Origin of the sequence: Bradyrhizobium sp. AS23.2 (assembly GCF_001908185.1) — a bacterium.
In the GTDB taxonomy this organism is placed as follows: domain Bacteria; phylum Pseudomonadota; class Alphaproteobacteria; order Rhizobiales; family Xanthobacteraceae; genus Bradyrhizobium.
In genome coordinates this window covers 14642-33122 of sequence record NZ_LGHM01000151.1, presented here as the reverse complement: position 1 = coordinate 33122, position 18481 = coordinate 14642, and the positions used below count along the sequence as shown (strand labels likewise).

The following is an 18481-nucleotide window of genomic DNA, read 5'->3' as shown; positions in this document are numbered from 1 at the left end:
ATGCCTGAAGGCCGCCACATTGCCATCATCGGAGCCGGCGCGGTCGGCGTGATCAGCGCCATCGAGGCGCTGCGCGAGGGCCATCGCGTCACGCTGATCGACGCGGGCGAGCCCGGTGGCGAACAGGCGGCGAGCTATGGCAACGCCGGCTGGCTGTCGTCGCATTCGGTGATCCCGCCGGCGGAGCCGGGCATCTGGAAGAAGGTGCCGGGCTATCTGATGGACCCGCTCGGGCCGCTCGCGATCCGCTGGTCGTATTTGCCGAAAGCCTTGCCCTGGCTGATCAAGTACCTGCTCTCGGGCTGGACCGAGGCGCGCGTCGAGAAAACGGCCTTTGCGCTGCGCGACCTGTTAAAGGACGCGCCGCTGCTGCACAGGAAGCTTGCGGAAGAAGCGGGGGTTCCTGAGTTGGTCGAGCGCAACGGCGTAATGCATGTCTTCCCGTCGCGCGGCAACTTCGACAACGATCTCGGCTGGCGCCTGCGCAAGCGCGTCGGCGTCGAATGGCTGGAACTGTCCGCCGACGAAATGCGTCAGCGCGAGCCGGACCTGCATCCGCGCTACACCTTTGGCGTGGTGGTGGAGGAAGCCGGCCGCTGCCGCGATCCCGGTGCTTACGTTGCGGCGCTCGCCAATCATGCGATCGCCAGCGGCGCGAAGGTCGTCCGCGCCAAAGCGACCGGGCTCAAGCTTGGCGGCAACAAGCTCGTCGCCGTTCTCACGGAGACCGGCGAGATTCCTTGCGATGCCGCAGTCATCGCCGCCGGCGCGCATTCGAAACGGCTCACCGCATCGGTCGGCGATCCGCTGCCGCTCGAGACCGAGCGCGGTTATCACGTCATGATCGAGAATCCGGAATCGGGGCCGCGCAGCTCGATGATGGCGTCCGACGCCAAGATGGTGGTGAACTGGACCGACAAGGGCCTGCGCGCCGCCGGCACCGTCGAGATCGCCGGCCTCGAGGCTGCGCCGAACTGGAAGCGCGCCGAGATCCTGCGCAACAACCTCCTCAGCATGTTTCCGAAACTGCCGAAGGACATTCCGGCCTCGCGCATCAAGACCTGGTTCGGCCATCGGCCGAGCATGCCCGATGGCTTGCCCTGCATCGGCCATGCGCGGGCGTCGCGCGACATCGTCTATGCCTTCGGCCACGGCCATGTCGGCCTGGTCGGCTCGGCCCGCACCGGCCGTCTCGTCGCCCAGCTCCTGAGCGGCAAGCAGCCGGAAATTCCGCTCGCGCCGTTCGCGCCCACTCGCTTTCTCTGAGATCGCACCATGACCAATTCTGCCAACTCGTCCTCCCGCATCGCCCGTGGCGGCAAGGCCATCTATGGCGCGCCGCTCGGCATCCTTATGCTGGAAGCGCGCTTTCCGCGTATTCCCGGCGACATGGGTAACGGTACGACCTGGCCATTCCCGGTGCTCTATCGCGTCGTGAGCGGGGCGTCGCCGGAGAAGGTGGTGCTGAAGGGCGCGGCCGGCCTGCTGCCCGATTTCATCGATGCGGCCAAGGATCTGGTGCGGCTCGGGGCCGAAGCCATTACCACCAATTGCGGCTTTCTCTCACTGTTCCAGAAGGAGATCGCGGCAGCCGTCGGCGTGCCGGTCGCGACCTCGTCGCTGATGCAGGTGCCGTGGGTGCAGGCGACCTTGCCGCCCGGCAAGCGCGTCGGTCTCGTCACGGTGTCGGGTTCGACCTTGACGCCGGCCCATCTCGAAGGCGCCGGCGTGCCGCTGGACACGCCGCTGGTCGGCACCGAGAACGGCAAGGAGTTCTTCCGCGTCCTAATCAAGGCCGAGAAGGACGACATGGACGTCGCTCAGGCCGAGCGTGACGTGGTCGAGGCGGGCAAGCAGCTCGTCGCCAAGAATCCCGATGTCGGCGCCATCGTGCTCGAATGCACCAACATGCCGCCCTATGCGGCCGCGCTGCAGGCCGAGGTCGGGCTGCCCGTCTACGACATCTATTCCATGATCACCTGGTTTCATGCTGGACTGCGCCCGCGCGCCTTCGCCTGATTCCGGCCGTCGCAAAGCTCTGAACAAGCGCTGCTCGAGCATGATCCGGAAAAGTGTGCAGCGGTTTTCCGAAGAGAGCATGCTCAAACATTAGGGCGTCGTTTGCATTGCAATCGCTACCACAGCCCCGGTATATTGGGCTGTGTTCGGGTATGAATGCAGCTTATGAAGAGCAACGTGGAACTGGCTTCCGATAGTATCGTCGATCGCGTGTATGAACAGCTCAAGGCGATGGCCGTGAGCTATGAGTTCAAGCCGGGCGAACGGCTCAACGAGGGGGAGCTCGCCAAGCGTCTTGGCGTGAGCCGCACGCCGCTGCGCGAGGCGCTCAACCGTCTCAACACCGAGGGCTTCCTCCGCTTCACGCCGGGCAAGGGTTTTTTCTGCCGCGAGCTCGACGCGCACGAGATCTTCGATCTCTACGAGCTCCGCAAGTCGATCGAGATCGCCTCGATCCGGCTCGCCATCAAGCGCGCGAAAGACGAAGACATCGACGCTCTCTTGAAATTCCTCGAAGCGACCGGTCCCGATCCCGGTGAGCGCTCCTCGGTGGAGCTCGTCGAGTTGGATGAGACCTTTCACGAGCGGCTGATGGGAATGTCGAACAATGCCGAGATGCTGCGCGTGCTCCGCAACGTCAACGCCCGTATCCGCTTCGTGCGGTGGATCGACATGGACCGCATCAACCGCTCCAACACGCAGGCCGAGCACCGCGCCGTCGTCGAAGGCCTGAAGGCGCGCGACGAGGCCGCTTGCGTCTCGGTCCTGGAAAAGCACATCGACCGCCGCCTCGACCGCATCACCTCCGCGATCAAGGAAGGCTACGCGCAGATCTATATGCCGGCGGCGGCGAGGTCTGCGGCGAATTGAGGGACTCTTCACCTCGCCCCGCTTGCGGGGAGAGGTCGAATTCGAGCGAAGCTCGAATTCGGGTGAGGGGGACTCTCAACGAGGCCAACTGCTAGCGTCCCCGCGGAGACTCCCCCTCACCCCAACCCTCTCCCCGTAAGCGGGGAGAGGGAGCGTTAGCATCACCGCTCGCGGCCAAGCCGCTATACAATCCCTCGATATCTGCTTCTGCCAGACGGTCAGAGCTTTCGCGCCCGGACATCGCTAGCGTGCCGCTCGAATGTCACGGAGACAAGCGGTGCACAGCCCTCAACCGAATCTCGAAACACGTACCAGTGACGATTGGCCGTCCGAGCTCTATCGCGTCCTGAAAGCCGCCGACGTACGGCAGATGTCGTATGTGCCGGATGCTGGCCACAGCCAGCTCATCCGCCTGTTCTCGGCCGACCGCGACGTCACCACCAATGTGCTGACGAGCGAAGAGGAGGGCGTCGCCATCGCCGTGGGCGCCTGGCTCGGCGGCCAGCGCAGCGTGCTGCTGATGCAGTCGAGCGGGGTCGGCAATTGCATCAACATGCTGTCGCTGTCCGCGATCGGCCGCTTTCCGCTGCTGATGCTGGTGACGATGCGCGGCGAATGGGCCGAGTTCAATCCCTGGCAGGTGCCGATGAGCCGGGCGACGCAGCCCTCGCTGGAGGCGATCGGCCTGAAAGTGATGCGCGCCGAAACGCCGGAGGATCTCATCGAGACCGTCGAAGCGGCCGCGGCGCTCGCCTATGAATCCGATCAGCAGATAGCGGTCCTGATAGGGCAGCGCCTGATCGGCAAGAAGAAGTGGTGATCGATGTCCGATTCCTCCCAACTCGATCGCCGTGCCGCCGTCGCTGCTCTCCTCAGGAACCGTGGCGATACACTGGTCGTCTCCGGTCTCGGCTCTCCGACCTACGATTTGCATGCAACAGGTGACCGCGACGACAATTTCTATCTTTGGGGCGCGATGGGCGGCGCCGCGCTGATGGGACTTGGCCTGGCGCAGGCACAGCCGGCAAAGCGCGTCCTCGCTTTGACCGGCGATGGCGAGCAGCTCATGGGGCTCGGCGGCATCGCCACCATCGGCGTCGTGCGCCCGCGCAATCTCGACATCGTCGTGATCGACAACCAGCATTTTGGCGAGACCGGGATGCAGGCGAGCCACACCGGACGCGGTGTCGATCTGACGGCGATCGCCGCGGCCTGCGGCTTTGCCGCGACCGGGACCGTGCGGTCGATCGCGGAGGTGGAACGCCTCGCAGCGCAAATCGCCGAGCCGGCCGATGGCCCGCGGCTCTTTGTCATCAAGGTCGTGGCCGAAAATCCGCCGCGCTCGCTGCCCTCGCGCGATGCTGTCTTTATCAAGAACCGGTTCCGTGCTCATCTCGGCTTTGCGGCGGCCTGAGCCGGGTGTCTCACCCGGCGCCGGCTTGCCCCGAGCAGCTATTCTGGAGTGAGCCCCATGAAAATATCCGGCAAGGTCGCTGTCATCACCGGCGCGGCGCGCGGCATCGGCAAGGCCTGCGCGAAACGATTCCTCGACGACGGCGTCAAGGTGGTCATCTGCGACGTCGATACGGATGAGCTCGAGAAGACGGTCAACGAGCTGGGCAGACCCAAGGACCTGCACGCCGTGCATTGTCACGTCGCACGGCGTGCGGAGGTCGATCGCGCGGTGGCGACCGCGGTCCGGGAGTTCGGCCGGCTCGACATCATGGTCAACAATGCCGGCGTCGCCCGCAACCAGGATATCCTAGATATCTCCGAGCAGGACTTTGATGACGTCATCGGCATCAATTTGAAAGGCGCGTTCTTCGGTGTCCAGGCGGCAGCGAAGCAGATGATCGCGCAGGGCGGCGGCGGGGTCATCATCAACATGTCGTCGGTGAACGCGCTGCTGGCGATTCCGACGCTTGCGACCTACGCCATCTCCAAGGGCGGCATGAAGCAGCTCACCTCGGTCGCCGCCGTGGCACTGGCCCCGCACAACATCCGCGTCGTGGCGGTCGGGCCGGGCACGATTTTGACCGACATGGTGGCGTCCTCCATCTACACCTCCGAGGACGCCCGCAAGACCGTGCTGTCGCGCACGCCGATCGGCCGCGGCGGCGAACCGAGCGAGGTCGCCTCCGTCGTCGCGTTTCTCGCGAGCGACGATGCGTCTTATATCACCGGGCAGACGATCTATCCCGATGGCGGCCGGTTGATTCTGAACTACACGGTCCCGGTGAAGGACAAGTAGGGGGTGACTGCCGGGACACAACCAACGCTGTCATGCCCCGCCACCGGGTCTCGCCTTCGGCGAGCCCGATGACAGGCTCCGGCGGGGCATCCAGTACGCCGAGGCGCTTCGGTTCAATCGCTGACGTCACGGAGTACTGGATCGCCCGGTCGAGCCGGGCGATGACTGGAGCAAATGGAGCGAGTGTCCTCTAATATGGTCGCTGCACGCCTCACTCCGCCGCGATCGTCATCCCGTAGCCGAGCCGCTTCGAGATGCCGCCGGCGCAATCGCGAAGCGCATGGGCGATGGGGCTGTCCCAGCGGGCATCAAAAGTGCCTTCCGGCCCCATCGCGGTGATGACCAGCGCGACATGACCGGCGTGATCGAAGACCGGCGCTGAGAACGCATTGACGCCGGGCAGGGGATCGCCGAGTGCGCGGGCGAGGCCGTGCTTGCGGACCTCGGAGAGCATCTCAGCGACCTTCGCGCCTTTTACCGCGCGCTTCGGATTGTAGCCGACGCCGTGACGGTCGAGGCCGCTTCCGAGTGCGGCATTGATCGTCTTCCCAGGCAGGAAGGCCGCGAAGGCGCGCCCGGTCGCGGTCTCCAGCAGCGCCATCACCGAGCCGGCGCGCATCACGATATGCATGGGCTGGCCGGGCTCTTCGAGCTGCACCACGGTCGGACCGTGCGTGCCCCATACCGCGAGCGAAACGGCGTGCCCGATCTGGCTCGCGAGTGCCGCAATCTTCGGCTGTGCGATGCGTACGCCGGAGAGCCGGCGCAGGCTGATCAGGCCGAGCTCCAGCGCCAGCGCGCCGATCTCGTAGCGGCCGGTGGTCTCGTCCTGCTCGATCAGCCCGATGCGGGAGAAGCTGGCGAGATAGGGATGCGCCTTGGCCGGCGTCATGCCGGCCTCGCGCGCGAGATCGCGCAGCATCATCGGCTCGCCGCTCCTGGCGAGAGCGCGGAGCAGTTCGCCGCCGACTTCGATCGACTGGATGCCGCGGCTTTCCCTCTTCATGCGCCTCCTGGCGTGCGGCTCGCTTACGCCGCGTCGCGCTTGGCTGCGCTGTCGGCGAGATGACGGCCGGCAATGTAGCCGAAGGTCAGCGCCGGCCCAAGCGTGATACCGGCGCCGGGATAATTCCCGCCCATGATGCTCGCCATGTCGTTGCCGGCGGCATAGAGCCCGGGAATCACCCGGCCCTCGGCGTCGAGCGCGCGCGCGTTCTCGTCGGTCACGATGCCGGCATAGGTGCCGAGATCGCCGATCACCATCTTGATGGCGTAGAACGGGCCGTTCTCGACCGGCGCGACGCAAGGATTCGGGCCGTGCAGCGCATCGCCCTGGTAGCGGTTATATGCCTTCGAGCCCTTGCCGAAGGCGGCATCATGGCCTTGCGGCGCGGTCGCATTGAACTGCTTGACGGTCTCGGTGAAGGCCTTGGCATCGATGCCGGCTTTCGCCGCAAGCGCCTCCAGCGTGTCGCCGCGCATGAGATAGCCGGTATTGAGATGATGACCTGTCGGCATCGGGAAGGGCGGCACGCAGCCGAGGCCGTATTTGCGCAGCGTCTGGTGATCGCAGACGAGGAAGGCGGCGATCTCCTCGCCGGGCTTGGCCGCCTTGATCATGGCCTGGACAAAGTCGTGGTAGGAATTGCCCTCGTTGGCAAAGCGCTTGCCGTCGCGCATCACCGCGATTACGCCGGGCTTGGCACGGTCGATGAAGTGCGGCATCACGCCCTTCGATCCGTCCTTGCGCGTGGTGAGCGACACCGGCACCCAGGCCGCCGCGTTCGGCAGGCGATCCTCGACACGTCCGCCGGCGCTTTCCGCAAGGCGCAAACCGTCGCCAGTGTTGCCGGTCGGCCCCGGCGAAAAATGCTCATTGCCGGTCGGCGCGTGCGGAAACATCTTCCTGCGCCGCTCGACGTCATGCGGAAATCCGCCGCAGGCGAGCACGACACCCTGCCGCGCGCGGATACGCACGTCACGTCCTTCACGCGAAACGATCGCTCCGGTCACTGCGCCATTGTCGACCGTCAGCTCGCGCACGGGCGAGGACAGCCACATCGGAATCTTCAGGTCGAGCGCGGATTTCGCGAGGCGCCCCGCAAGCGCATTGCCGTTGGTCAGCGTCATGCCACGGCCATAGCGCAGCACATCCATCAGATGACGCGACAGGCGCTTTGCGACGTAGACCGCCGAGGTCAGCGACTTCGTCACGCGCATGAAGTGGATGATCTCCTTGCCGGAGCCGAGCATCATGCCGAATACGGTGAGCTCGGGCAGAGGCATGCCGAGCGTCTTGATCTGGTCGCCGAGTTCGCGGCCATCGAACGGCCGCGTCACCATCGAGCGGCCACCCTGCGCGCCGCCGGGCGCTTCGGCATGATAGTCCGGGAAGACCAGCGGCATGTCGAAGCGCAGTGCGGTCTTGGTGGTGAAGAAATCGACTGCTTCGGGGCCGGCGCTCAGGAACGCATCGACACGCGCGGCGTCGAAATTGTTACCGGCCTCGTGTCGCAGATAGGTGCGGGCCTGCTCCGGCGTTTCCTCGATGCCATAGACCTTCGCGAGCGAGGTGCCGGGAATCCACAGCCAGCCGCCGGATCGCGCGGTGGTGCCGCCGAAGCGCGGCTCCTTCTCGACGATCAACACGTCGAGGCCGCGATAACGCGCGGTGATCGCGGCCGACATGCCGGAGGCACCCGATCCAGCCACGAGCACATCGCACTCGTAAGTCTCAATTGCTTTGTGCTCGTTGCCAGTCATGCGGGCCTCACTTCTTCAGGAGCGGACACTTGGATTCGGAGACCGGGCGATAGGCGTCCTCGCCCTTCACGGTCTTGACGATCTCCAGATAGTCCCACGGCTCCTTGGACTTTTCGGGCGACTTGACCTTGGCCAGATACATGTCGCGGATGACGCGGCCATCTTCACGAAGCTTGCCGCCATGAACGAAGGCGTCCTCGATCGGCAGCTCGCGCATCTTGGCCATGACCTTCGCCGGATCGTCGGTGCCGGCAGCCTTGATGGCCTTGAGATAGTGCAGCACCGAGCCATAGACGCCGGTCTGGATCATGGTCGGCATCACGTTGGTGCGGGCGAAGAATTTCTTCGACCAGGCGCGAGTCTGCTCATCCATGTTCCAGTACGACGCAGTCGTCATATAGGTGCCCTGCGCGGACTTCAGCCCGATCGCGTGCACGTCGGTTTCGAACATCAGGAGCCCGACGAGCTTCTGGCCACCCTGGACGAGGCCGAACTCACCGGACTGCTTGATGGCATTGTCGGTGTCCTGGCCGGCATTGGCGAACGCGACCACGTCGGATTTTGAGCTCTGCGCCTGGAGAGCAAAGGACGAGAAGTCGGCGGTGTTGGTCGGATGCCTCACGCCGCCGAGCACTTTGCCGCCCATTTCGTTGATGAAGCGCGTGGCGTCCTTCTCGAGCTGCTGGCCGAAGGCGTAGTCCGCCGTGATGAAGTACCAGGATTTGCCGCCTTCGTTGATCACGGCCGAGGCCGTCACCTTCGACAGCGCATAGGTGTCGTAGGCGAAGTGCACGGTGTTCGGGCTGCACAGCTCGTCGGTCAGCGAGCTTGCGCCGGGGCCGGAGAGCAGCGCGATCTTGTTGCGCTCGCGCACCATGTTGTGGACGGCGATCGCGATGCCGGAATTGGGGATGTCGACGACGGCGTCGACCTTGCCGTTGTCGAACCAGCCGCGCGCGATCTGCACGCCAACGTCGGTCTTCATCTGATGATCGGCGCTGATGATCTCGATCGGCTTGCCGAGCACGGTCGGCCCGAACTCCTCCACCGCCATCTTCGCGGCTTCGACCGAGCCCGGTCCGCTGTTGTCGCGGCCCCAGCTCGACAGATCCGTCAGCACGCCGATCCGGACCACGTCGTCGGAAACTTGCGCGCTCGCCGCAGTGGTCATGGCTGCCGAAGTCATGGCCGCGAGCATGGCGCAGGCCAGAAGCCCTCTCATCGTCGTTCCCTTCTCTAGATTGGCCGCCAGGCGCGGCTGCTTGTCCCAGAGATGAATTAGATATTGGCGAATTAGTTTGTCAATGATGAATTATCGGATCGGCTGGGTTCCCTGGGGGTGCGCGCGCTCAACGGCAGGCGGCCACGTCCTGTATCACCAGAAAAGTGATGCTGGCGGGCGGAAGGCGGATCTGACCGGCCGGTGCAACTCGCGGCGCGAGGTGGGGCAGATCGTCGCTGTCGGTCAAGGCGAGTGTCGTGCCGTTCAGTTGCACGCTCGCGCTTTGGAGGCGGCGTGCCCGAAGCGTGTAGCGCTCGGCGCGCGCCGCCAGCGTCACGGCGCGCGATCCACGTTGCGACGTGTTGATGAGGAGCGCGGACGCCGCGCCTTTCGTCGTGGGATGACAATGCGCATAGGCGTGAATGGCCCGCGTCGAGGCCATGCGCGCGTCGAGCACGGCCGTTCCCATCAGGCGATGCCAGAGCAGCGCAGCCCAATAGTTCGGCCGTGGTCGAAACGTCTTTTCGTCGAGCAAGCCGTAGTCGCTCCCTGCGAGCGTGTTGTGCATCACCACCTGCACGCCGGCTTTGGCCAGGCGACCGAGCTGATCGAGATAGCGAAAGGTGTCGAGAAAGGTCGCGTCCCAGGGACTGCCGCCGCAGGCGGCATCCGCGGTCTCCGTCAGCCAGATCGGTTTGCCCGGCTCGAACTCGTCGCGCAAGCCGCGGTAGACGGCAAGCGCGACGTCGGTCCGCGACAACCAGGCCTCGGATAGCGCCTGGGCCGGATCGTCGTGCACGCCGCAGCGGGGCGAGAGCGTGTTGTAGTGGTGATAGGAGACGCGATCGAGTCCCGGGCCCGATGCGGCGAGCAGGTCGCGCGTGTGGATGCCGGTGGCCGAGGGCGAGGCGGAGTCGCCGACGGAGCCCGGCCCGACGATTAACGTCTCGGGAGACGCGCGCTTGATCCACGTGCGAAACATCTTGAAGTCGCGGCCGTATGCATTCGCGTCATATCCCACCGGCGCGCCATTGTTCGCTGCAAGCGTCGGCTCGTTCATGAATTCGGCGGCGGCGACGCGGCTGCCCAGCGATCGCGTAAAGTCGACGAGGCGCTGCGCGTGGTCCGGCGTCCAGGCGCCGTCAGCGTTGCGGCTGCCGGGACTGACGGCGAAAGAGGTCACGATCTCCGCATCGGCCACGCGCGCGAAGTCAACGACGCCGTGCCATTGCGTGCGGCTGAGCACGGTGTTGAAGCCGGCAGGCGGTGCGGCCGGCGTGCCGTCGGTGTCGGCGAAGAAGGTCGCATTCGCCCAGGTGCCGCTCACGCGCAAATAGGCCGGCCCGAGCGCTGCGGTGAGCTTGCGCAGGCGCGGGTTGACTAGATCGATCGGCGGTCGATAACTGTAGCGATCGCGGCGCCCGCCTCCTTGCGCATAGGGTTTCCAGAACCGGCCGCCGGTCACCTCGACCATTTCGACATTGTAGGACTGGAAGCGGGTATCGATCGTGCCGATCGCTCTCATCTCCTTGGGAGCGATGATCTCCGCGGCCTTGCCGACTCCCGGCGATATCGCGATGACGAGCAGCGCCACGCCGGCGGCACGGATGGCGCGCGCAGGTGCGGTCCGACTGCTCCTCCCGGTCGCCTGCATGGCGGTCGCCCTGTCTTGTCAAATGACGATCCTAGCGCGTTATCCGTATGATGCGTTGCGAGAACCCGCCGTGCACGGAAGCCGCGGCGGCGAAAACGCGGGAGCTGATCGCGCCGGTGCTGGGCAGCGACTCGATCAGGTTGGCAATCTGGAACAGCTTGACGACGTCGGGAAGTTGAAGCCATTGCTGACCGCGTGATAAGTCAACCAACAACAAGAAAACAATCGAGGAAATGCCCATGCGCGGGGTTCTCCGACGCTCCTGTGAGGCAGTTCTGTTCTCCGGCTTCGCGGTAGCCGCAACGGACCCGGATGTCTGCGCGCGGAAGGTTCGGGAGTTCTTCGATCGCGTAAAAACATAAGGGACGAGTCCGAATAAGCCCGCCAAGAGGCTCGGACGAAACGCAGAACGAAAGGGAGGGAGCGATGAGCTTGAGGCGAATGATTGCCGGCTATCTCGGCGCGACTGCGCTGTTGCACGCCGGTGCAGCGATGGCGGCGACTGTCGAGGTATCCGCCAACGACATCGGCGGACAGGTGATCAGCGACAAGGGAGCGGAAGCCGGGGTTTGGGTGATTGCCGAGACCAAGGACCTGCCGACAAAATACGCGAAAGTGGTGGTGACCGACGATCAAGGCCGGTTCGTCATCCCGGAGCTTCCTGCTGCCAACTACAAGGTTTGGGTGCGCGGCTACGGCCTGCAAGACACGGAGCAACAGGACGCTCGTCCGGGCAAGGTGCTGGACTTCAAGGCCGTCGTGGCCTCGCCCAAGCAGGACGCGCAGAACTATCCGGGCATGTACTGGTACTCGATGCTCGACATCCCCGAGCCCGAGGAATTTCCCGGTACCGGCGACAAGGGCAACAAGATGCCGGAGACCATGAAGTCGCAGGCCCAGTGGGTCGATACGGTCAAGAACATGTGCCAGTCCTGCCACGCGCTCGGCACGCGCGGCATCCGCGAGATCCCGAAGGTGTTCACCGAGGGCTACGACTCCCACACCGCATGGGCGGTCCGCACCCAGGCAGGCCAGGCCCAGGAATACATGGCGACGGTGCTGGCCAGCATGGGCCCGGAGAAGGTCTACGACCTGTTCTCGAAATGGACCGATCGCATCGCGGCCGGTGAATTGCCTTTCGACAAGCCCGAACGGCCCAAGGGCATCGAACGCAACGTCGTGTTCACGATGTGGGACTGGGCGGCGCCGACGCGCTATCAGCACGATGCGATCTCGACAGACAAGCGCAATCCGCGTGTCAACGCCAACGGCCTGATCTACGGATCGTCGGAAGAGAGCTCCGATCTCGTGCCGACGCTCGATCCCGTGAAGAACGTCGCCGGCACCATCAAGCATCCGTATCTCGATCCGAACACGCCGTCGTCGACCGATGCTCCGCGAGGAACGTCGGCCTATTGGGATGACGAGCCGATCTGGGATGGCCACACCAGCATCCACAATGTGATGATGGACGAGCAGGGCAAGGTCTGGTTCACGGCGCGCCTGCGTCCGCCGGCCAATCCTGACTATTGCAAGCAGGGCTCGGATTTGCCGTCGGCGAAGGTGGCGCCGCAGGCAACCTCATTGCGTCAATTGTCGCGCTTCGACCCCGCAACGGGCAAATGGGACCTGATCAACACCTGCTTCACAACCCATCACCTCTACTTCGACGACGATGCCAACCAGACGCTGTGGACGAGCTCCGGCGGTCCGGGCCTCGGCGGCGGGGTGGTCGGCTGGCTCAACACGAAACAATATCGAGAGACGCTTGACGACGTGAAATCGCAGGGCTGGACGCCGCTGATCATCGACACCAACGGCAATGGCAAGCGCGATGCCTATGTTGAGCACAAGGACCCCGTCGATCCGGCCAAGGACAAGCGTATTGCCGCGTCCTTCTATGGAATCATGCCGAGTCCGGTCGACGATTCGATCTGGGGCCAGGCGATGGATCGCGGTTTTTCCCGCATCGACCAACCCGGCTACATCATTCGCGTGATGCCCGGGCCAGACCCGGCTAACACCGCGCTGGCGGAAGTTTATCAGCCGCCGGAGGGTACGTTCGGCCCGCGCGGCCTCGACATCGGGCTGGACGGTGTGGTGTGGACGGTATTGTCGAGCGGGCATCTCGCGAGCTTCGACCGCAAGCTCTGCAAAGGGCCCCTCAACGGACCGATGACTGCGGACGGCAAGCAGTGTCCGGAAGGTTGGAAGACCTGGCGCATGCCCGGACCGCAATTTAAGGGACTCGACGCCAGCGGCAGCGCAAACCACGCCTATTATGTCTGGGTGGACCGCTACAATACGTTCGGCTTCGGTGCGAACGTGCCGATCGCAAGCGCAAATGGCAGCGAGTCGCTGCTTGCGCTGGTCAACGGCCATTTCGTGAATATGCGCAATCCATACCCGCTCGGTTTCTTCACCAAGAATGTCGACGGCCGGATCGACAATCCGGACACCGGCTGGAAAGGACGCGGCCTGTGGAGCACGACGGGAACACGGGCGAGCTTCCATGGAGAGGGCGGCAAAGAGGCCTCGCCCAAAGTCTACAAAGTACAGATGCGGCCCGATCCATTGGCCCATTGAGCGTTTGACCCTATGAATAGCCGGCTGAAAGTCAGCGGCCAAGAAAACGGAACAGAACCATGACAAGAACCTCTCGACGTGACGTGCTCGCCGCCGCAGCCGCGATGACCGCGGCCACGATCGCCGAAGCCGCTCCGGCCGCAGCGCAGGCCGGCCCGAAGCCGATCTTCCCGGTGCCGATGGTCACGATCCCGATCGTCGGCGAGGCCCAAGTGTTTCAGGTCCGCCGCATCTACTGCATCGGCCGCAACTACGCCGCGCATGCGATCGAGCGTGGCTCGGATCCGAACCGCGAGCCACCCTTCTTCTTCCAGAAGCCGACGGACGCGATCCAGAACGTCGCGATCGGCGAGATTGCCGACCATCCCTATCCGTCGCTGACCAAGAACTATCATCACGAGGTCGAGCTGGTTGCCGCGCTGAAGTCCGGCGGCACCAACATCCCGGCCGAGAAGGCACTCGACCATGTCTACGGTTACGCGCTCGGCCTCGACATGACCCGGCGCGACCTCCAGAACGGGATGGCCGCGGAGAAGAAGCCCTGGGAGATCGGCAAGAGCTTTGACCACGCCGCAGTGATCGGGCCGATCCATCCGGCCGGCAAGACCGGCCATTTCGAGAAGGGCGCCATCTCGCTCGCGATCAACGGGACGGTGAAGCAGAGCTCGGATCTGAGCAAGATGATCTGGAGCGTGGCCGAGCAGATCGCAAAGCTCTCGGAAGCGTTCGAACTGAAGGCCGGCGACATCATCTATTCCGGCACGCCGGAGAATGTCGGCCCGGTGGTGAAGGGCGACGTGCTGCTCTGCAAGCTCGGGGGCCTGCCGGACATGTCGATCAAGATCGTCTGACTGTCTTCACCTCTCCCGCGCTTGTCCGCCGAAGCTTCAGCGAAGGCGGATGCGCGGAGAGGCCGGATTGCATCGCAGATGCGATCCGGGTGAAGGCACGGCTATCGCACGCGACGGTTGAGAGGGTGCCGAACGCGCTCGGCCTGCATGGTTCGAGACGCCCGCTTCGGCGGGCTCCTCACCATGAGGGTCTGATATTTCGCCGCGAAACGCGACCTCATCCTGAGGGCCCGCCGAAGGCGGGCGTCTCGAAGGATGGCGGCAGGCGAGACGACAGCCCTCATATTGCCGGAGTTCCATCGGCGATTGCCCCGTGTTGGGCAACGAACAAACGTTCTGCAGCCATATTTGAGTAAGAGTGATCTCCCGCAAGGGAGGCGCTCCGATGAACAAAGCTCTGATTACTGCCGTCGTGATGTTGGCTGGCGTGCCTGCAAGCGCCGTCGCGCAGGAGCGCGCTGGTGCTGCGGCATTGGGAGCCGTGTCAGGCGCCGTCGTGCTGGGTCCGATCGGCGCGGTCGCGGGCGCGGTTGTCGGTTATACCGCCGGACCTTCAATCGCACGGTCCTGGGGCGTGAGAGGTTCGCGTACGGCAAGACATCGGCAGCCGGCGCGTCGCGAGGCGTACCCTGTAGCCGCGACCGGCGCTTTGCCGCGTACACGCGAGGCGATGGATGCCAGCGGCCAGATGAGAGCTGCCAGCACTCCGCCGGCTCAAGCCGCGCCTGCTGTGGAGCCTGTTCAAGCTGCTCCCGCGGTGCCGGCAGAGACTTCGGCGCCGCCCGTTCAGGGATTCGAATGAGGTCAGCTCAGGCTGTCGTCTTCGGCCGCAGCCGGTCGACCGTCCGTGCGATCAGTGCGGCCACCTCCGGCACCTTCGGGCCGATGCGAAACTCGGGCCCTGCGACGACGACGGAGAGACGGCGGTCGCCGATCGGCAGCGGGATCGCGGCGCCGGCGAGGTCGCGGCTGTAGTCGGCAAAGCTCTGACAATAGCCGCGCGCCATCGAATTGCGCAGCTCGGTCTCGACCGCCTCGATGCTGATCGGCGTCGACGGGCCGTACTGCTTGAATTCGATCTTGCGGTAGACGGAGTCGCGCTCCTCCGGCGAATATTGCAGCAGCAGCGCGCGGCCGCTCGCGGTGGCGTGGATCGGCACGCGATGGCCGATGGTCGCGAAATAGCGGATCGGGGCCCTGGATTCCACGACGTCGATGAACACCGCCATCACGCCGGCCGGCGCCACGATCGAGGCGGTCTCGCCGGTCTCGGCGGAGAGATCGGCGATCAGCGTGTGCGTCCAGGGCGGCAGCGGCTCGACCTCGGAGATCAACCGCGCCATCGCCAGCCACCGTGGCGTCGGATAGAATCCGGCGCGCGGCCGCGGCTCATAAAGATAGCCCTTCTCGGAGAGCGTCGCGAGCAGGTTGAAAGTCGACGAGCGCGGCCAGCCGAAATGATCGGCGATCTCGGCAAGCGTCGCCGGCTTCCTCGTTTGCGCGAAGAATTCCATGATCTCCAGGACGTTTGCGGCTTGGCGAACGATCATGGTGGCGCTGCGTCCTGAGCTATGGCTGGCCGAGAATCTTCTTCGCGGCGCGAAGATGCGGCTTGTCGATCATCATGCCGTCGAGACGCAGCGTGCCGGAATTGGGATTGCTCGCAAACGCCGCGATCACCTTCTCAGCCCATGTACGCTCGGCATCGGTCGGATCGAATGCCGCGTTGACGACATCGACATGCTTGGGGTGGATCAGCGCTTTCGCCGAAAAACCATCGCGTCGCGCCGCGCGGGTTTCCTGCTCGAGGCCCGCCAAATTGTCGATATCGGTATAGACCGTGTCGATCGGCGCGACCTCGGCCGCAGCCGCTGCCATCAGGCAGAGATCGCGCGCCAGACGATAGGGGCTATGGAACACGCCGCCCGATGCCTTTTCGGTGGCGCCAAGCGAAGCCGAGAGATCTTCAGCACCCCACATCAATCCGGCGAGGCGAGGGGAGCTTCCCTTGTAGCTGCCGAGCCCGAAGATCGAGCCTGCGGTTTCCGTCGCGACGCAAACGATGCGGGTTGTGCCGACTGCGGTGCCGGCCGCCGCCTCGAAGGCTTCGAGCCAGGTCGCAACCTGGCGCACATCGTCACCGCCTTGCGATTTCGGCAGCACGATGCCGTCGGGCTTGCCCGGCATCACCGCGGCAAGATCTGTGAGTGTCATGCCGGTGTCTAGGGCGTTGACGCGGACATAGAGCTGATGCTGGCCGCGACGGCCCTTCAGCATGGCAAGCGTCAGCGCGCGCGCCTCGGGCTTTTTCTCGGTGACGACGGAATCCTCGACGTCAATGATCAGCGCGTCGGCCTTGCCTTCGCTCGCCTTCTCGAATTTGCGCGGGGAATCGCCCGGCACGAACAGCATCGAACGCATCAGACCGGCCTCTTGTGCATCATCGCCATGCGGCGGCATTTGCCGACGATCTCGTCGTTCTGGTTCAAGGCGTGGTGCTCGAACTCGACGATGCCCGCCCTGGGGCGCGATTTGGATTCCCTCAACGAAAGCACCTTCGTCGTCGCCCGCAAGGTATCGCCATGGAAGACCGGCTTTGGAAAGGTGACGTCGGTCATGCCGAGATTGGCGACGGTGGTACCCAGGGTCGTATCATAGACCGTCATGCCGATCATGATGCCGAGGGTGTAAAGGCTGTTGAAAATGCGTTGGCCGAACTCGGTCTTCTCAGAGAAATGCGCGTCAATGTGTAGCGGCTGCGGATTGAGCGTCAGCAGGCTGAACATGGTGTTGTCCATTTCCGTGACGGTCCTGGTCAGCGGATGCCTGAACTCCTGACCCACGGAAAAGTCTTCGAAATAAAGTCCGGCCATCGCGGTTTCCTCCCTATGTCCTGCGATTTGGCCGGCGCTGCCCCTAAGGCGGCGCCGCCAGGTGAACTGCCTTCTGCTCTGCGAGCCGTTCAATCTCGTCGGTCGAGAGGCCGGCCTCGCGCAAAATGTCGCGGCCGTGCTGGCCGAGCGTCGGCGCTGGGCCGGCGGCTTCCGGCTGGGTCACGCTCCAGGTGGAGGGCACGCGCATCTGGCGGATGCGGCCTTCCACGGGGTGATCCACCGTCTTGAAGAAGTCGATCGCCTCGAGGTGCGGATCCCTAAGGATCGTCTCCAGCGTATGCATCGGCATCACCGGAATGTCGGCGCGTTCCAGCAGCTCGCGCCATTCGGCGGTCGTGCGCGTCAGGATGATGTGGCCGATTTCCTCGTAAATCTCGTTGATATGCTTCGTGCGCGCGGCGTGGTTGGCAAAGCGCGGCTGCTGCAAAAATTCCGGCCGGCTGATTGCCTCGAAGAAGCTGCGCCAGTGCTTGTCGTTGTAGATGAGGACGCAGAGATAGCCGTCGCTGGTCTTGTAGGGGCGGCGGTAGCGCGAGAGCAGGCGGGCGTAGCCGCCATGGTCGAGCGGTGGATCGTAGGTCAGCCCGCCCAGATGATCGATCAGCACGAACTCGGTCATCGATTCGAACATCGGCACGTCGATGCGCTGACCGATGCCGGTGCGCTGCTGGTGCATCAGCCCGCCCATGATCGCGTTCACCATCATCAGGCCGACGATGCGGTCGGCGATGGTGACGGGAACGTAGCGCGGCGTGCCGTCGCCGGCGGCCGCGAGCAGGGTTGGAATGGCGGCGGCGCCCTGGATCAGGTCGTCGTAAGCCGGCTTTGCGGCATAGGGTCCGGACTGGCCGTAGCCGAACGCACCGACATAGACGAGGGCGGGATTGATTGCGGCGAGCGTCTCGTAGTCGAGGCCGAGCCGCGCCATCGCTTGCGGGCGCACATTATAGACGAGCGCGTTGGCGCGCTTGGCTAGCCGCAGCAGCGTGTCACGCCCTTCCTTCTTTTTCAGGTCGAGGACGATGCTGCGCTTGCCGCGATTGGCATTGTGGAACATCCCGCCCATGCCGGGCGTGCGGCCGGGACCGATCTGGCGAACGATGTCGCCCTCGGGGCTTTCGACCTTGATGACATCAGCGCCCATGTCCGCCAGCACCTGGGTGCCGTAGGGGCCCATCAGCACGGAGGTCAGGTCGAGAATGGTGAAGCCGGCGAGCGGTCCCATGGGTCCCCGTTGGACAAATTCATATACGTGGAGTTAGAGTTCATAAAACGTCGATGTCAATTCGGCGTGTCCGCCCGGAGACGCATAGCCCCATGAATAGTTCATATACTTGACAGATAAATTCACGTATATGTACATTTTCCTCA

At 64.4% G+C, this 18481-nt stretch carries 18 protein-coding genes; 9 read left to right on the top strand and 9 right to left on the bottom strand.

The genetic code is table 11. The annotated features are described in order from the left end of the window. From AC630_RS30415 to AC630_RS30390, 6 genes are all read left to right on the top strand, one after another. The gene (locus AC630_RS30415) at positions 1 to 1266 is read left to right on the top strand and encodes an NAD(P)/FAD-dependent oxidoreductase (RefSeq protein ID WP_074122164.1); all 1266 of its coding nucleotides are present in this window, start codon (positions 1 to 3) and stop codon (positions 1264 to 1266) included. 9 nt (positions 1267 to 1275) lie between these two features. Further along, positions 1276 to 2019, top strand: coding sequence for an aspartate/glutamate racemase family protein (locus AC630_RS30410; protein ID WP_074122163.1), 744 nt, complete (start codon positions 1276 to 1278; stop codon positions 2017 to 2019). A gap of 177 nt (positions 2020 to 2196) precedes the next feature. Next, positions 2197 to 2889 carry a GntR family transcriptional regulator gene (locus tag AC630_RS30405; protein ID WP_245330565.1) on the top strand — a complete coding sequence of 231 codons (693 nt, stop codon included), beginning with the start codon at positions 2197 to 2199 and terminating at the stop codon, positions 2887 to 2889. Positions 2890 to 3166: 277 nt separating this feature from the next. Then, positions 3167 to 3709 carry a thiamine pyrophosphate-binding protein gene (locus AC630_RS30400; RefSeq protein WP_074122161.1) on the top strand — a complete coding sequence of 181 codons (543 nt, stop codon included), beginning with the start codon at positions 3167 to 3169 and terminating at the stop codon, positions 3707 to 3709. A gap of 3 nt (positions 3710 to 3712) precedes the next feature. Continuing rightward, positions 3713 to 4303, top strand: coding sequence for a thiamine pyrophosphate-dependent enzyme (locus AC630_RS30395; protein WP_074122160.1), 591 nt, complete (start codon positions 3713 to 3715; stop codon positions 4301 to 4303). A gap of 57 nt (positions 4304 to 4360) precedes the next feature. Further along, entirely contained in the window at positions 4361 to 5140 is a 780-nt protein-coding gene (locus AC630_RS30390; RefSeq protein ID WP_074122159.1) for an SDR family NAD(P)-dependent oxidoreductase, read from the top strand. A gap of 211 nt (positions 5141 to 5351) precedes the next feature. Here the strand turns inward: AC630_RS30390 and AC630_RS30385 are convergent, their stop codons facing one another. The 5 genes from AC630_RS30385 to AC630_RS30365 all read right to left on the bottom strand — a co-directional run bounded on the left by AC630_RS30385 (position 5352) and on the right by AC630_RS30365 (position 11020). Further along, positions 5352 to 6146, bottom strand: coding sequence for an IclR family transcriptional regulator (locus AC630_RS30385; protein ID WP_074122158.1), 795 nt, complete (start codon positions 6144 to 6146; stop codon positions 5352 to 5354). A gap of 23 nt (positions 6147 to 6169) precedes the next feature. Next, a complete protein-coding gene (locus AC630_RS30380; protein ID WP_074122157.1) occupies positions 6170 to 7903 on the bottom strand; it encodes an FAD-dependent oxidoreductase in 1734 nt (577 codons plus the stop codon). A 7-nt stretch (positions 7904 to 7910) separates the two neighbouring features. Next, on the bottom strand, positions 7911 to 9125 hold the full coding sequence (locus tag AC630_RS30375; RefSeq protein WP_074122156.1) for an ABC transporter substrate-binding protein: 1215 nt from the start codon (positions 9123 to 9125) through the stop codon (positions 7911 to 7913). A gap of 127 nt (positions 9126 to 9252) precedes the next feature. After that, the gene (locus AC630_RS30370) at positions 9253 to 10779 is read right to left on the bottom strand and encodes a glycosyl hydrolase family 79 N-terminal domain-containing protein (protein ID WP_074122155.1); all 1527 of its coding nucleotides are present in this window, start codon (positions 10777 to 10779) and stop codon (positions 9253 to 9255) included. 31 nt (positions 10780 to 10810) lie between these two features. Then, the gene (locus AC630_RS30365; protein ID WP_074122154.1) at positions 10811 to 11020 is read right to left on the bottom strand and encodes a hypothetical protein; all 210 of its coding nucleotides are present in this window, start codon (positions 11018 to 11020) and stop codon (positions 10811 to 10813) included. 185 nt (positions 11021 to 11205) lie between these two features. Here AC630_RS30365 and AC630_RS30360 point away from each other — a divergent pair, with 185 nt between their 5' ends. The 3 genes from AC630_RS30360 to AC630_RS47300 all read left to right on the top strand — a co-directional run bounded on the left by AC630_RS30360 (position 11206) and on the right by AC630_RS47300 (position 15018). Continuing rightward, complete coding sequence (locus tag AC630_RS30360) at positions 11206 to 13365, top strand: carboxypeptidase-like regulatory domain-containing protein (RefSeq protein ID WP_074122153.1); 2160 nt, start codon at positions 11206 to 11208, stop codon at positions 13363 to 13365. A gap of 59 nt (positions 13366 to 13424) precedes the next feature. Further along, the gene (locus AC630_RS30355) at positions 13425 to 14216 is read left to right on the top strand and encodes a fumarylacetoacetate hydrolase family protein (RefSeq protein ID WP_074122152.1); all 792 of its coding nucleotides are present in this window, start codon (positions 13425 to 13427) and stop codon (positions 14214 to 14216) included. A gap of 385 nt (positions 14217 to 14601) precedes the next feature. Next, positions 14602 to 15018 carry a hypothetical protein gene (locus AC630_RS47300; RefSeq protein WP_074122151.1) on the top strand — a complete coding sequence of 139 codons (417 nt, stop codon included), beginning with the start codon at positions 14602 to 14604 and terminating at the stop codon, positions 15016 to 15018. 7 nt (positions 15019 to 15025) lie between these two features. Here AC630_RS47300 and AC630_RS30345 read toward each other — a convergent pair whose 3' ends face one another. From AC630_RS30345 to AC630_RS30330, 4 genes are read right to left on the bottom strand one after another with little or no spacing between them, the layout of a single operon-like run. Beyond that, on the bottom strand, positions 15026 to 15766 hold the full coding sequence (locus AC630_RS30345) for an IclR family transcriptional regulator (protein ID WP_074122150.1): 741 nt from the start codon (positions 15764 to 15766) through the stop codon (positions 15026 to 15028). A gap of 19 nt (positions 15767 to 15785) precedes the next feature. After that, a complete protein-coding gene (locus AC630_RS30340; RefSeq protein ID WP_074122185.1) occupies positions 15786 to 16637 on the bottom strand; it encodes an HpcH/HpaI aldolase/citrate lyase family protein in 852 nt (283 codons plus the stop codon). Beyond that, on the bottom strand, positions 16637 to 17116 hold the full coding sequence (locus AC630_RS30335) for a MaoC family dehydratase (protein ID WP_349539558.1): 480 nt from the start codon (positions 17114 to 17116) through the stop codon (positions 16637 to 16639). The genes AC630_RS30340 and AC630_RS30335 overlap by 1 nt, the downstream gene beginning before the upstream one ends. Positions 17117 to 17132: 16 nt before the next feature. After that, complete coding sequence (locus tag AC630_RS30330; RefSeq protein WP_074122149.1) at positions 17133 to 18335, bottom strand: CaiB/BaiF CoA transferase family protein; 1203 nt, start codon at positions 18333 to 18335, stop codon at positions 17133 to 17135. Positions 18336 to 18481 lie beyond the last annotated feature (146 nt).

What these genes read in the sequence shown, in the direction of transcription:
- AC630_RS30415 (WP_074122164.1), top strand. Translation starts at nt 1, where the DNA reads ATGCCTGAAGGCCGCCACATTGCCATCATCGGAGCCGGCGCGGTCGGC.
- AC630_RS30410 (WP_074122163.1), top strand. Translation starts at nt 1,276, where the DNA reads ATGACCAATTCTGCCAACTCGTCCTCCCGCATCGCCCGTGGCGGCAAG.
- AC630_RS30395 (WP_074122160.1), top strand. Translation starts at nt 3,713, where the DNA reads ATGTCCGATTCCTCCCAACTCGATCGCCGTGCCGCCGTCGCTGCTCTC.
- AC630_RS30390 (WP_074122159.1), top strand. Translation starts at nt 4,361, where the DNA reads ATGAAAATATCCGGCAAGGTCGCTGTCATCACCGGCGCGGCGCGCGGC.
- AC630_RS30385 (WP_074122158.1), bottom strand. Translation starts at nt 6,146, where the DNA reads ATGAAGAGGGAAAGCCGCGGCATCCAGTCGATCGAAGTCGGCGGCGAA.
- AC630_RS30380 (WP_074122157.1), bottom strand. Translation starts at nt 7,903, where the DNA reads ATGACTGGCAACGAGCACAAAGCAATTGAGACTTACGAGTGCGATGTG.
- AC630_RS30375 (WP_074122156.1), bottom strand. Translation starts at nt 9,125, where the DNA reads ATGAGAGGGCTTCTGGCCTGCGCCATGCTCGCGGCCATGACTTCGGCA.
- AC630_RS30370 (WP_074122155.1), bottom strand. Translation starts at nt 10,779, where the DNA reads ATGCAGGCGACCGGGAGGAGCAGTCGGACCGCACCTGCGCGCGCCATC.
- AC630_RS30365 (WP_074122154.1), bottom strand. Translation starts at nt 11,020, where the DNA reads ATGGGCATTTCCTCGATTGTTTTCTTGTTGTTGGTTGACTTATCACGC.
- AC630_RS30360 (WP_074122153.1), top strand. Translation starts at nt 11,206, where the DNA reads ATGAGCTTGAGGCGAATGATTGCCGGCTATCTCGGCGCGACTGCGCTG.
- AC630_RS30355 (WP_074122152.1), top strand. Translation starts at nt 13,425, where the DNA reads ATGACAAGAACCTCTCGACGTGACGTGCTCGCCGCCGCAGCCGCGATG.
- AC630_RS47300 (WP_074122151.1), top strand. Translation starts at nt 14,602, where the DNA reads ATGAACAAAGCTCTGATTACTGCCGTCGTGATGTTGGCTGGCGTGCCT.
- AC630_RS30345 (WP_074122150.1), bottom strand. Translation starts at nt 15,766, where the DNA reads ATGATCGTTCGCCAAGCCGCAAACGTCCTGGAGATCATGGAATTCTTC.
- AC630_RS30340 (WP_074122185.1), bottom strand. Translation starts at nt 16,637, where the DNA reads ATGCGTTCGATGCTGTTCGTGCCGGGCGATTCCCCGCGCAAATTCGAG.
- AC630_RS30330 (WP_074122149.1), bottom strand. Translation starts at nt 18,335, where the DNA reads ATGGGACCGCTCGCCGGCTTCACCATTCTCGACCTGACCTCCGTGCTG.